Origin of the sequence: Porphyromonas crevioricanis (genome assembly GCF_900476255.1) — a bacterium.
Classification (GTDB): Bacteria; Bacteroidota; Bacteroidia; order Bacteroidales; family Porphyromonadaceae; genus Porphyromonas; species Porphyromonas crevioricanis.
The window spans coordinates 2,044,165-2,057,316 of sequence record NZ_LS483447.1 but is presented as its reverse complement, the minus strand read 5'-3'; the positions used below and the strand labels follow the sequence as shown (position 1 = coordinate 2,057,316).

Annotated in this window: 11 protein-coding genes; 9 read left to right on the top strand and 2 right to left on the bottom strand. The window is 44.8% G+C overall.

The annotated features are described in order from the left end of the window. Positions 1–2: 2 nt before the first annotated feature. Complete coding sequence (locus DQN70_RS09110) at positions 3–2,987, bottom strand: SusC/RagA family TonB-linked outer membrane protein (RefSeq protein WP_023936339.1); 2,985 nt, start codon at positions 2,985–2,987, stop codon at positions 3–5. A gap of 721 nt (positions 2,988–3,708) precedes the next feature. On the opposite strand from DQN70_RS09110, the gene DQN70_RS09105 reads away from it, so the two are divergent. From DQN70_RS09105 to trxB, 9 genes are all read left to right on the top strand, one after another. Continuing rightward, on the top strand, positions 3,709–3,894 hold the full coding sequence (locus DQN70_RS09105) for a hypothetical protein (protein WP_023936342.1): 186 nt from the start codon (positions 3,709–3,711) through the stop codon (positions 3,892–3,894). Positions 3,895–3,897: 3 nt separating this feature from the next. Beyond that, entirely contained in the window at positions 3,898–4,344 is a 447-nt protein-coding gene (locus tag DQN70_RS09100; RefSeq protein WP_023936343.1) for a nucleoside deaminase, read from the top strand. Between the two features lie 69 nt (positions 4,345–4,413). After that, on the top strand, positions 4,414–6,282 hold the full coding sequence (locus DQN70_RS09095) for an ABC transporter ATP-binding protein (RefSeq protein WP_023939639.1): 1,869 nt from the start codon (positions 4,414–4,416) through the stop codon (positions 6,280–6,282). A 65-nt stretch (positions 6,283–6,347) separates the two neighbouring features. Beyond that, on the top strand, positions 6,348–7,370 hold the full coding sequence (locus DQN70_RS09090; protein ID WP_023936347.1) for a phosphatase PAP2 family protein: 1,023 nt from the start codon (positions 6,348–6,350) through the stop codon (positions 7,368–7,370). A gap of 24 nt (positions 7,371–7,394) precedes the next feature. Next, a complete protein-coding gene (locus DQN70_RS09085; RefSeq protein ID WP_023939637.1) occupies positions 7,395–8,381 on the top strand; it encodes an ROK family protein in 987 nt (328 codons plus the stop codon). 135 nt (positions 8,382–8,516) lie between these two features. Next, positions 8,517–8,834, top strand: a complete 318-nt coding sequence (gene rplU / locus DQN70_RS09080) for a 50S ribosomal protein L21 (RefSeq protein WP_023936350.1) — start codon at positions 8,517–8,519, stop codon at positions 8,832–8,834. Positions 8,835–8,861: 27 nt separating this feature from the next. After that, positions 8,862–9,119, top strand: a complete 258-nt coding sequence (rpmA, locus tag DQN70_RS09075) for a 50S ribosomal protein L27 (RefSeq protein WP_023936351.1) — start codon at positions 8,862–8,864, stop codon at positions 9,117–9,119. Between the two features lie 143 nt (positions 9,120–9,262). Further along, positions 9,263–10,537 carry a serine--tRNA ligase gene (gene serS / locus DQN70_RS09070; RefSeq protein ID WP_023939634.1) on the top strand — a complete coding sequence of 425 codons (1,275 nt, stop codon included), beginning with the start codon at positions 9,263–9,265 and terminating at the stop codon, positions 10,535–10,537. Between the two features lie 106 nt (positions 10,538–10,643). Next, positions 10,644–11,588: a thioredoxin-disulfide reductase gene (gene trxB, locus DQN70_RS09065; RefSeq protein ID WP_023936353.1), complete on the top strand. Its 945-nt coding sequence runs from the start codon at positions 10,644–10,646 to the stop codon at positions 11,586–11,588. 524 nt (positions 11,589–12,112) lie between these two features. Here the strand turns inward: trxB and DQN70_RS09060 are convergent. After that, a complete protein-coding gene (locus DQN70_RS09060; protein WP_042226089.1) occupies positions 12,113–13,150 on the bottom strand; it encodes a 2-oxoacid:ferredoxin oxidoreductase subunit beta in 1,038 nt (345 codons plus the stop codon). Between the last annotated feature and the right edge of the window lie 2 nt (positions 13,151–13,152).

Here is a 13,152-nt window from a genome sequence, read left to right as displayed (position 1 = left end):
GATTAGAACTGGAGCTGCATGCCAGCCATAAATTGACGGGTGTTAGGGAATTGGTTCCTTGTGATGTGAGAAGGAGACTCTGGATCCATCCCTGTGAAGCTAGTCACTGTAAAGAGGTTACGAGCCATTGCGTACACCTTTGCACCTGAGAGAACTGTCTTTTCTGAGAAAATAGATTTGGGTAGTGCATAAGAAAGCTGCAAGTTCTTCATGCGCAAGTAAGAAGCATTCTCAACTAGTCTATCATCAAACTGCATAGGAGCCCCGAATTTAGGTACATCAGTGTGTCTGTTTTCTGTAGTCCATTCGTTTAGCAACTTACGAGAACGGTTCGTTGCAACACTACCAGAGTTGTTTTCCAAGAAGTATCTATCATTGTTGAGCAAATATTTACCCAGTACATAAGAGAAGTCTGCTTGGAGACTAAGACCAGTCTTGAGCCATGCAACATTGAGAGAGAACCCTCCATTGATAGGAGCGGTAATTCGGTAGTCCGTAGCTTGATTAAGGAGAACATCATTAAACTCCTTAACTTTTTCGTTCGTGCCGGGTTTGTACCACATAGGAAGACCATCTTCAGGGTCTATGCCTGCAAACTTGGCTGTATAGAACACTGAGGGTTTACCTACTTCGTAGAGAATACCAGAACCAGGGATCTCATACTCATGGAGTCCATAAAATAGGCTTGTAATTTCTTCCTGATTGTAGTTGAATGTCTTCTTGAAGTGAATGCGCCAATCCTTTGTCTGAATCAAATTAGCGTTGAAGGTTACGTCTATACCCATATTGCGCATAGCTCCCACATTTTCGTAGCGATAACCAAAGCCAGTGGCGTAAGGCATGGGGACATCCATGAGCATATCTTTAGTATTACGGATGTAGAAATCTACCTCTGCTGTGATACGATCACGGATAAAACCAAGATTAACCCCCACGTTGAGCTTCTCTTGCGTTTCCCATGTTAAATCTGGATTGCCAGCTGTGACAACAGTCAACCCCAATTTCCCATCGTAGGTGTTAGCACCCAGTAACGCCTGATGAGCATAGTTGCCAATTTCAGAGTTACCAGTAGTACCATAGCTTGCTTTGAGTTGCAAGGTGGATACCTTCTCGTTGTTGGGCATAAACTTGGTATGGAAGTCGAACATTGAGCCTACTGAGTAGAACCAACCATTTCTATGTTTGCTGCCAAAGCGAGAAGAGGCATCATTTCGAATAGATCCATCCAAGTAGAAGAAGTGTTCGTAATCATAGTTGACACGACCGAAGTATGAGTTATAGGCATAAGCAGCTTCACTGGAAGATGGGCGAGAAAGGAAATCACCGAGCTGGCCATGATCGAGACGCATGAAACGGTCATCAAGCATACCATTGGATCTTGCACTGAAAGCATCTCCCCAGAAATCTAAAAACTCTTGTCCTGCCAAGAACGTCAAGAAGTTCTTTTCAGCAAAGTCGAGTTTATATTCAGCTGTATTGGTTAGTGTATAGCGACGTGAACGAGATACGGTTTCTCGCCTACCACCGAGACCATCTCCTAAGCGAGCAGAAGCTAGATTGAATGCAGAGGAGCGATCTACATTGAAATCCACACCTGCAAGAGACTTTATGGTTAGCCCCTTAATCGGATTCAATTGGGCAAAGCCACTAGCCGCAAGGATATAGCCATCACCGTGAGCTGGAGCATTTAGATTGAAATAATCTGCAAAATAGAGGGGGGCCATGAAGGTATGGGTATATCGATCTACCTTCACATTCCCATTCTCATCTAACGGAGTATAATAACGAGGCATACGCATAGCTCCGTAGGTACCAGCATTGTAGAAAGCGTTTCCGAACCCAGTACTCTGTTCTGACTTGTTGTTAGCTCCGGTTACATTCAAACCGATCTTGAGCCAGTCCTTCATGCGAGACTCGAAGTTGATACGAGCATTGTACTTTGTAAAACGAGCTCTCTCTCTAGAGATACCTTCTTGGTCAAAGTAGGAGAGGGAGATGAAGTAATTGGATTTTTCGCTACCTCCAGCCATAGAAACATCAGCTTGCACTGTAGGAGCGTTTTTCCCCATGAAGAAATCTAGCCAATCAAAGTCTGTTTCGGTGACATCATAGCCTTCAGCCTTCAGCTGTTGGAACAACTTGTCTGGATCTTTAATTCCGCGGAATAGTTCGTGGCGAGCCTGCCAAGTCAGCAACTCTCGACCTGTCATTACATCGTCAACATTACCGCGGTTGATCAACTGAGAGATGCCATACTGGGTACTTACAGACAGGCGAGAAGCTTCTCCACTTTTACCACGCTTGGTGGTGATTACAATAACTCCGTTAGCAGCACGAGCACCGAAGATTGCTGTAGCATTGGCATCCTTAAGAACCGTGATGCTTTCGAAGTCATTCGGGTTCATAGAAGCAATCACACTAGGAGTCGTTTGCACACCATCTACGATGTAGAGAGGTGAGGAGCTTGCTCCAAGTGAACCTGTACCGTGGATCTGTACGTTAGCAATAGCATTGGGGTCCCCAGATCCGGTTTCGATGTTCATACCGGCTACTTGTCCCTGCAAAGCATCCATGATGTTTGCCACTGGCTTTTCTTGGAGCTGCTCACTTGATACACGGGCGATAGACCCGGCTACTGACTTGATCTTACGACCCGTACCATAACCAACCACTACTACATCACCCAAGGCCTTAGCATCTGAGTGCAGAGTGATCTTCATGTCGTTGGTAATGGCAACAATTTCGGTCTTCAGACCGGTGTAGGACACTTGCAACTGCTTTGCAGAAGCTGGAACACTGAGGGTGAAGTTGCCATCGTAATCGGTCACTGTACCGATTGTCGTCTGGCCTACTACTACCACGTTGGCCCCGATGACCGGCAAGTTATCTTCCGAAGAGATAACGGTACCTTTCACCGTCCTATTCTGGGCTACTGCCCAACCTATGCTCATACATAAGCACAAGATGAATAGAGTCAATCTTTTCATAGACTTTCCTTTTGCGTTTAACTTAAACTATAACTTTCTTGATTACTTACTTGATTCTATATAAAACACTCATACCCAGAGGATGCACTCACCATTCTGTCTTCCCTGTTTGGCTCAACTGAGAGATTTGCATACCGCTGCTACTGCGAAGATAGAGAAAATGAAAGAGAAAACTCCTTTTTTCAGTATCCTTTTCGCTTGACATCTTCAAAAAACAAACACAATCACCCAAGCGTCAATTCTTCCGAAGATTTCAAAAACAGAGCAAAACTGCTATCAGTAATCTCGATCGTCAATATCTCCATTTCTAATCTATTCTATCAGGAAGTAAGATCTAACCTTTACTCAGTACCGAATTGCAAGCTTTGAGCAAAAACTTCGCTTTTCGTCCTGTCTACGGCGATTTGGGTGCGAATATAAGGAGAATTGATTTACAAACAAGTTTTGTTTTACTCTAATGCATGCACATTTGTTATCTCCGTTTGAGAGCATCTGTATCAGTTGTTACTGGAATATGAGAAGCCGCCCTTTTATTTTTATTACAACTAAAACACTGATCGTCCCCTCCCTCATTCGTAACTATTCTGGATGAATCAAGAAAATCTCTTTTCCTGTATAGGTTTATCCCAAACAGTACGGTCTCTTTCCCATGGCAGTATTTAAGTACTTTTGCAGGACTCGGGTCTCGTGGAGGCAAAGGATAAGAAAAAACAGGGTATATATGAAGCGTGAACATGCAGTACGACTGCTATTCAATGACAAAGAATGGAAGGCCATAGGTCAGTATTGTTCCGATTTTGGAGTTAGCAACCGTGCGCGTTGGTTCAGAGAGACTATCATGAAAGAGGTTTTCTCTCGCTTTGTACAAAATGCCCCAATGCTGTTCAGCGAGGAAGAGATGAAGTAGAGAATGATAGAGTACAACATCGATGAGCAGTATATGCGGCTTGCCTTGGAGGAAGCCGATATGGCCCTTCGGGAAGAAGAAGTCCCGATTGGAGCCATTGTCGTGTGCAATGGTAAAGTAATTGGTCGGGCACACAATCGAGTGGAGGCTTTGAAAGATGTGACAGCCCATGCCGAGATGTTGGCTATCACTTCAGCGAGTGAATACCTTGGTAGCAAATATCTTACAAATTGCATCCTGTATGTAACTGTCGAACCTTGCCCCATGTGTGCTGCGGCTATTGGATGGGCAAGGGTCGGGAAGTTGGTTTATGGAGCGACAGAGGATAAGTTTGGGTATAATCGGATTGGACGAGCCCCACTGTTGCATAAGACTTGTCAAGTCCAAAGTGGTATTTTGGCCCAGGACTGTGCCGCCCTGATGCAAGGTTTTTTTCGTAAACATCGCTGATGTGAATTATCCAACCCTACTTCGACATTTATACACATCATTTAGTATAACACAGCAAGCAGGAAAGCCGTGAAGCAGTTTATACAACTTATCAAGCGATTTGTACCGGCATACAAATGGTATGTGCTTTGGAGTGTTATCTCCAATATTCTGGCAGCAGTGTTGAGCCTGTTGTCTTTTTCTCTGATTATGCCGATACTTAAGATCCTTTTTCGCATAGAGGCAGAGGTAACAACTTTGCAGCAAGTACCGGAGTTCAGTCCTTTGTCTTTGGCTTGGTGGAGAGAATGGACAGCTGCGCTCTCACACAACTTCTCTTATTATGTGAGCGAATTGATACGAACCGAAGGAGCCTCTTCTACACTTGTCTTCTTGGCTATCGGTTTAGTACTCATGACGGGGCTGAAAGTAGGTGTCTCCTACATGGCTCTCTATGCGGTGATTCCTCTTCGTACAGGCGTTGTGCGCGATATTCGAGATCAGATCAATGACAAAATTACTCAGCTTGATCTTTCTTTCTTTTCGGAGGAGCGAAAGGGAGATATATTGGCTCGTATTTCAGGAGATGTGAGTGAGATAGAGAGTTCTGTAATCAGTTCCATTGATGCTTTACTCAAAAATCCAATACTCATCATCATATATCTTATTGCTATGCTCGCTATTAGTTGGCAGTTGACTTGCTTTGTCTTTGTCTTATTGCCAATTGCAGGCTTTGTGATGGGGCGTGTGGGGAAGAGCCTCAAGCGAAAAAGTTACGAAGGACAAGAGCGTTGGGGGCAGCTCATGAGTATGGTGGAGGAGACTCTGAGCGGTTTGCGGATTGTGAAAGCTTTCAATGCGGAATCACTAATTCGAGAAAGATTTCGCAAGGCTAATAATGCTTACCGTTCACTTCTGATACGGGTGTATAGCCGTCAGCAGTTGGCGCATCCGATGAGCGAGTTTTTAGGGACGGCTACCATAGCCGTTGTGCTGTGGTACGGAGGGTCGCTCATCTTGGCAGATCGTTCTGAAATAGACGCAGCAGTATTCATCTATTATTTGGTTATTTTTTATTCACTCATCAATCCTGCAAAAGACTTGAGTCGTTCGGCTTATACAGTGCAGAAGGGGATGGCTTCTCTCGATCGTATAGACAAAATTTTATTGGCAAAAACAGAAATCACAGAACCAGAATGTCCGGTAAAACCCATATTCACACAATCGATCTCTTATCGTGATGTGTGGTTTAGATATTCTGTTGAGGGAGATTGGGTGCTACGAGGTATTAACTTGGAGATACCCAAAGGAAAGACTGTTGCATTGGTGGGTCAAAGTGGCTCGGGCAAAAGTACTTTGGTTGATCTATTGCCTCGTTTTTATGATGTCGAGAAGGGGAGTATCTGCATAGATGATACTGATATTCGTAAGTTTGAGCTCCACGACTTGAGGGAGCTGATGGGGAATGTAAATCAAGAGGCAATTCTTTTCAACGATTCCGTAAAGGCCAATATCTCTTTTGGGCAGACAAGTGCGAACCTGCGGGATATAGAAGAGGCAGCACGGATAGCCAATGTACAAGAGTTTGTAGAAAAGATGCCGGAAAGGTACGACAGCAATATTGGCGATCGAGGCTCTAAACTCTCGGGAGGGCAAAGACAAAGACTAAGTATTGCCAGAGCCGTGCTCAAAAATCCTCCGATACTAATTTTAGACGAGGCGACCTCTGCTTTGGATTCGAGTTCAGAACTGGTTGTACAGGAAGCCTTGGAGAAGCTTATGAATGGTCGTACCGCCATTGTAATTGCCCACAGACTCTCCACTGTACAGCGAGCTGACATCATTTGCGCCCTGCGTGACGGACAAATTGTGGAGCAAGGCACACACCGAGATTTGATGGCTCTTAATGGCTACTATGCCGGATTGTATAAGATGCAGTTTCGAGAAAAAGAAGCATAGGTAGACCTCCTGAAGAACAATAGAAGGGATAAATAGAAAAGCTAATTTCATCGGATAACTACAGCATGGAACCTTTGCTCTCCTTTTTTCGGGCCTGCTTTAGGCCAATCAACGAAAGTCACAGGGCTTTGGCATCCATAGAGATTGCCTGTCTTTTTTATATCCTTGTGACTTCGATACTCATCTTTTGTTCTTTTGATCAGCTGCCCAAGGCTAAGTTTATGCTCATTAACAGGGGTGAAATCATTCTGGGGATGAGCTTTTTATACCTTGTTTATCGGCGTACCCGATCCAAACTGGCTTGGATGATGCGTATCTTTTTTCAACTGCTATTACTTTCTTTCTGGTACCCGGAGACCTATGAGTTCCACATTCTTTTCGGTAATTATGACCATATTTTTGCTGAGATAGAGCAGTTCCTTTTCCATTCTCAGCCGGCACTCTATCTTCATGAGCTCCTTCCTCAATGGTGGTTCAGCGAGATTATTCACTTCTCCTACTTCTTTTATTTTGCTCTTTTCGTGGGGGTTACCCTTTTCTATACAGCGGTAGACTATCCCAATGCAGACAGAGTCGCATTCGTCATAATAGCCTCTTTCTTCATTTACTATCTGGTGTATATATTCTTGCCTGTAGCTGGTCCACAATACTACTTCCCTGCCATTGGATTGGAGCAAGTAAATGATGGTGTTTTTCCTTCTGTGGGTAATTACTTTGCCACACATCCGGAATTATTGCCAGGGCCTGGGCACAAAGAGGGTATATTCTACCGATTGGTGAGTATGTCTCAACATGTTGGAGAACGGCCAACAGCCGCTTTCCCTTCTAGTCATGTGGGTATTACAACCATTGTGATGATTTTCTTTTATCGTGCTAAAGGAGGACGGAAGCTCTTTTGGGCCTTTTTGCCTATATACATATGTCTTTGTATTGCCACTGTATACATTCAGGCACATTATCTAATAGATGTAATAGCCGGGGTACTGAGTGGAATAGGTCTGTGGCTCCTTATCAATTGGATTTACAACAAGATTTTTTCTCCACGTGTGCGCACGAGGAAAGTCGTGAATAAAGGCAATATTCGATAACCCAGTTTCAGACAAGCACAAACTATGAGTAATACAGAAATTGTCTCTCGGACATCCCAATATGTTGTGGGTGTAGATATTGGTGGTACTACTACTACGATAGGCTTGGTGGATCAAGACGGTCATATTCTGCAGACAGAACAACTGGCGACAAATAGCTATCAGCATGCAGAGACTTATATTCAAGATTTGTCGAATGTCATCCACAGAGTTATAGATGCCAATGTCGATCGGACAGCCATTCGTGGTATAGGTATCGGAGCCCCCAACGCCAATTACTTTACAGGCAAGATTCATAAGGCCTCTAATTTGCCATGGCTTAATGGTATTCCTCTTTCGGTTGCTACCCGTAAGTTGACTGATATACCTGTGGTGCTCAATAATGATGCCAATGCTGCGACTATTGGAGAAATGATCTATGGAGCGGCTCGAGAAATGAAGGATTTTATCCTCATCACCCTCGGTACAGGTGTTGGGAGTGGTATTGTTTCTAATGGCGAATTAGTCTATGGCAAAGAGGCTTTGGCGGGAGAGCTGGGGCATGTGATTGTGCGTCCGGGGGGACGTCCTTGTGCTTGCGGTCGTAGGGGCTGCCTTGAAGCCTATGTCTCAGCCTCGGCTGTGGCCATGTCTGCAAGGGAATATTTACAGAGTTCTCGCTACAAGGAGAAAAGCCTTCTGTCTCTACAACAGACTAGCCAGCTGACGGCCAAGGATGTCTACGAAGCTGCAATGAAAGGAGATGAGTTAGGAAACCGTGTTTTTGAGGAAGCAGGTACCATATTGGGGGAAGCACTTGCCAACTTTGTTGCCTACTCTAATCCTGAAGCGATAATCCTTTTCGGAGGACTGACTAAAGCTGGAGAATTGCTCTTTGCTCCCACGCGCAAGGCGATGCAGGATAATCTGCTGCATATATATGAGGATGGGGTGCAGCTCCTGTGCTCTTCTCTTCCTGAGAATGAAGCTGCAATCCTTGGAGCAGCAGCAATGGGCTGGCAAGCTCAATAAGATAGCGTTACCGAAACGAGATTGCAGGACGAGAATTATATACTACCTTTGTGCCCGAAATCCTGTGTAGGGTAGGATAAGTAGATCGAATGGGTCTCACCTTACGGGGCAAAACTTACAGAATAACAAGCAAAGATGTACGTTATCGTAGAAATGCAAGGACAGCAGTTTAAGGTAGAGCAGGGACGTCGTCTCTTTGTTCATCACATCAAAGGTGTTGAATTGGGAGCCGAAGTTGAGTTTGACAAGGTGCTGTTGGTAGACAATGACGGAGCTGTGAAGGTGGGTACTCCTCTGATTGAGGGCGCCAAGGTGGTATGTGAAGTCCTTTCTCCTCTTGTGAAGGGAGACAAGGTGTTGGTATTCCACAAAAAGCGTAGAAAAGGCTACCGTAAGCTGAATGGTCACCGTCAGCAATTTACCGAAGTGAGAGTGAAAGAAGTCGTAGCATAACTTTAACCACAAAGAAACGAACAGACAATGGCACACAAAAAAGGTGTAGGTAGTTCTAAGAACGGCCGTGAATCAGAAAGCAAACGCCTCGGTGTAAAACTATTCGGTGGCGAGTTTGCAAAGGCAGGTAATATCCTCGTTCGTCAGCGTGGTACACAGCATCACCCGGGTGTAAATGTAGGTATGGGTAAAGATCATACTCTTTATGCCTTGGTGGATGGAGTTGTGGTATTTACACGCAAGAAAAACAACCGCTCATATGTCTCTGTGAAAGCGGAGGCATAAGCAGAGAGCGACTCATATCTCATTAGAAGAAAAGCGAACCTCCGAGGCTCATACTCCTCCGGATGTTCGCTTTTGTCTTTTGTCATAGTTCGATGATTGGCTGTGACGAATATGTAATTTGCAAGTAAAAATATCAGTGTAATATGCTAACCTTGAAGCAAATAAGCGAGCAGCCCGAAGAAGTAATCAGACGTTTGGCTATCAAACGATTTGATGCCCAAAAACAGATTAGTACAGTCTTGCAGCTCGATGAGAAAAGGAAGAGTATCCAAAGGAAGGTAGATGATTCTCTGCAGCTGCAGAAGAAGAAAGCTGCAGAGATCGGTCTTTTGATTAAACAAGGGAACAAGCAAGCTGCCGAGGACGCCAAATCTATCGTGGCGACACTCAAAGCCGAATGTAAAGAGAATGAGCAGGAGCTGGTACAGATAGAGACGCAGATAACAGATATCTTGCTCACAATACCTAACTTACCCTGTGATCTGGTACCCGAAGGAACTTCAGCTGAAGATAATCTTTGTGTGGCAACGGGAGGCCAAATGCCGGATCTTTCCAAGAAAAAGTTACCACATTGGGAGCTTTGCAAAGAATATGACCTTATCGATTTTGAATTGGGAGTCAAAATAACAGGAGCTGGTTTCCCTGTTTACAAAGGAAAAGGAGCACGGTTGCAACGTGCCTTGATCAATTTTTTCCTCGACCGGGCACGCGAAGCAGGCTTCTTGGAGGTACAACCTCCATTGGCAGTTAATGAGGCTTCGGGCTATGGTACAGGACAATTGCCAGACAAAGAGGGGCAGATGTATCATGTCGGGATTGATAATTTGTACTTGATTCCGACAGCAGAAGTGCCTGTGACTAATATCTACCGGGATGTCATACTCAAGGAGAGTGATTTACCTATTCGCAATACGGCTTACTCGGCTTGTTTTCGTCGTGAGGCAGGTTCTTATGGTAAGGATGTGAGAGGGCTTAACCGTCTGCATCAGTTCGATAAGGTAGAGATCGTTTGTATTGAGCATCCGGAGCGTTCTTATCTGCGTCTTGATGAAATGGTAGCCTATGTGCAGACCTTGGTGGAGGCTCTTGAGTTACCTTGGCGTATTCTGCGATTATGTGGTGGAGATATGAGTTTTACATCCGCCCTGACCTATGACTTTGAGGTCTATTCTGCTGCTCAAGATCGCTGGTTAGAAGTTAGCTCTGTATCGAACTTCGAAAGCTATCAGGCCAATCGCTTAAAGTGTCGCTACAAGGATGAGGCAAACAAGCGTACCGTACTGTGTCATACATTGAATGGATCGGCTCTTGCGCTTCCTCGTATTGTTGCAGCATTGCTTGAGAACAACCAGACTCCGGAAGGAATTGTGATTCCTCAAGTCCTCAGACCCTACACCGGATTTGATATAATAGATTGATCGGAGTAATTAAGTCCAACAAAAGGAGAGGGATGCATAACTTTTCCTCCCTTTATCCGGTTATAGTAGCGTAGTTTATAATCACATAACAGAAAACAATAATCATATGAGCAAAGAGCATGTACGCTGCCTTATTATAGGTTCCGGTCCGGCCGGATATACGGCAGCCATTTACGCTTCAAGAGCAAATCTCAACCCTGTGCTTTACGAAGGAATTCAGCCCGGAGGGCAGTTGACAACTACCACTGAGGTAGAAAACTTTCCCGGCTATCCCGAAGGAACTCAAGGAACGGAGTTGATGGAAGATTTGCGCAAGCAGGCTGCTCGCTTTGGGGCCGATCTCAGAACCGGGATTGTGACATCTACCGATCTATCCAAAGCTCCGTATTCGCTTACAATAGATGGAGAAAAGGAAATAGAGTGCGATACGCTCATCATAGCCACTGGAGCTTCGGCAAAATATTTGGGGTTACCAGATGAGGCCAAATATGCCGGTATGGGTGTTTCTGCCTGTGCAACTTGCGATGGCTTCTTCTATCGTAAGAAGAAAGTAGCAGTGGTAGGTGGTGGTGATACAGCTTGCGAAGAAGCCCTCTACCTGTCTTCCCTCGCTGAACATGTATACTTGATTGTTCGCAAACCTTTCTTGAGAGCATCCAAAGTGATGCAGGAAAGAGTGATGAACAAAGAAAATATCACAGTTCTGTTCGAGCATAATACTGTTGGCTTATTTGGTGAAAATGGAGTGGAAGGCGCTCATCTCGTAAAGCGTAAAGGTGAAGCGGATGAACAGATGGTTGATATCAATATTGATGGATTCTTCCTTGCTATCGGACACACTCCTAATGTGAGTGTATTCAAAGACTATATAGAGCTTGACGAACAAGGCTACATCAAAACTTTGGGTGCTACTCCCCGAACCAATATTCCAGGGGTTTTTGCTGCGGGAGATGTGGCCGACCCTCTTTACAGGCAGGCTATCACAGCTGCTGGGTCGGGATGTAAAGCCGCTATCGAGGCCGAGCGCTATTTGGGAGAGCATGGTTTGTAATACTCTATTTTTGCTTTGGTAAGATAAAAAAGGAACAAACCATCCTTCCCTGTCAGCGGAGGGAATAAAAAACTTCGGAGAAGAAATCCTTACAAGGATTTCTTCTCCGAAGTTTTTTCATGCCACTGCACAATACAGCATTTGCTGCATTGTTATCGACATTCGGATTTTTAGGATGCATACTCGATACTTCATTTTCTCTTAAATCTCAATAGTTTTATTCTGCAAAGTCCAACTAAAAAACTATTTCAAGAGCCTTTTGGAGGGGTTACGAAGTAATCCCTTTTGCTGAATAAGTTTCCATCATAGTATTCCAATCGTGCGACTAATCAAATAGCCTTGATTAGTCTTTGTAAAGTCTGCTTTAGTGTTTTTGGAGGATAACAGGATGAAGAAAGAGGGAGGAAGAAGGAAAGAGAGGAAGAAGGGAGAGCGAAAAAGGCTGTCTCAAGTTGATGAGACAGCCCTTCCCAAAGTATATCAGACCGACAAAAATTCTTGCCGGAGAGATTCTCTATAAAAGCTCAATCGGCGACATCCCAGTGAGATTCACGATTCAATACGTCCAACAGGCAGCGTGCCGGATTGGTTGCACGAACCTCTTCGATTTGCTTAGTCACCGATTCGTCATAAGTAGGAGCTTCTACATCTCGTATTACTCCGAGGGCAATTGGCAACTCCTCACCATTCATCATGGCTAACATCATATGTAGCGTGTTGGAAGGCTCGTGAGCGTCGTGTACCAACACATCATCCATAGTATAGCCATCTTGTCCTATGGTCACGGATTTGAGCTTTAGACCATCAAGAACAATCCCTTTGTTCTTGTCTTTTCCGTAGATCATTTTCTCACCATGTTTCAGTAAGATTGTTCTGTCGTCTCTTACATCTTTGTCGGTGATGGTCTTGTGGATTCCATTGTTGAAGATGACGCAGTTTACCAAGACCTCTGTAACAGCTGCTCCCTTATGCTTGGCAGAAGCTACCATGCAGTCCTGAAGATTGCGCATATCCACATCTATGCCTCGAGCAAAGAAGTTACCTCTGGCTCCCATGGCCAACTCTGCCGGAATAAAAGGATCTTCCACAGTGCCGTAGGGTGAGCTTTTTGAAACAAAGCCTCTGGCCGATGTCGGAGAGTACTGTCCCTTGGTCAAACCATAGATACGGTTGTTGAAGAGGACAATATTGATATCTATATTCCTACGGATGGCATGTATAAAATGGTTACCTCCGATTGCCAAACTATCTCCGTCTCCCGTGGTGAGCCAAACACTCAACTCGGGATTTGCAGTCTTAACACCGGTGGCGATAGCTGCACCACGACCATGAATTGTATGGAATCCGTACGTATTCATGTAGTATGGCAGACGAGAAGAACAGCCAATACCCGAAATTACGGCGGTATTATGCGGGGCAATGCCAACCTCAGCCATTGCTTTGTGCAGAGTCGCTAATACGGCATGGTCGCCACAGCCGGGACACCAGCGCACGAGCTGCTCATTTTTGAAATTCTTTGCTTCGTACACAGGGCAAGCAGTATGATTTGTATTCTCTTGCATGG

Excerpts from the sequence above, each read along its gene's own strand:
- DQN70_RS09110 (WP_023936339.1), bottom strand. The coding sequence starts at position 2,987 with ATGAAAAGATTGACTCTATTCATCTTGTGCTTATGTATGAGCATAGGT.
- DQN70_RS09105 (WP_023936342.1), top strand. The coding sequence starts at position 3,709 with ATGAAGCGTGAACATGCAGTACGACTGCTATTCAATGACAAAGAATGG.
- DQN70_RS09100 (WP_023936343.1), top strand. The coding sequence starts at position 3,898 with ATGATAGAGTACAACATCGATGAGCAGTATATGCGGCTTGCCTTGGAG.
- DQN70_RS09090 (WP_023936347.1), top strand. The coding sequence starts at position 6,348 with ATGGAACCTTTGCTCTCCTTTTTTCGGGCCTGCTTTAGGCCAATCAAC.
- DQN70_RS09085 (WP_023939637.1), top strand. The coding sequence starts at position 7,395 with ATGAGTAATACAGAAATTGTCTCTCGGACATCCCAATATGTTGTGGGT.
- rplU (WP_023936350.1), top strand. The coding sequence starts at position 8,517 with ATGTACGTTATCGTAGAAATGCAAGGACAGCAGTTTAAGGTAGAGCAG.
- rpmA (WP_023936351.1), top strand. The coding sequence starts at position 8,862 with ATGGCACACAAAAAAGGTGTAGGTAGTTCTAAGAACGGCCGTGAATCA.
- serS (WP_023939634.1), top strand. The coding sequence starts at position 9,263 with ATGCTAACCTTGAAGCAAATAAGCGAGCAGCCCGAAGAAGTAATCAGA.
- trxB (WP_023936353.1), top strand. The coding sequence starts at position 10,644 with ATGAGCAAAGAGCATGTACGCTGCCTTATTATAGGTTCCGGTCCGGCC.
- DQN70_RS09060 (WP_042226089.1), bottom strand. The coding sequence starts at position 13,150 with ATGCAAGAGAATACAAATCATACTGCTTGCCCTGTGTACGAAGCAAAG.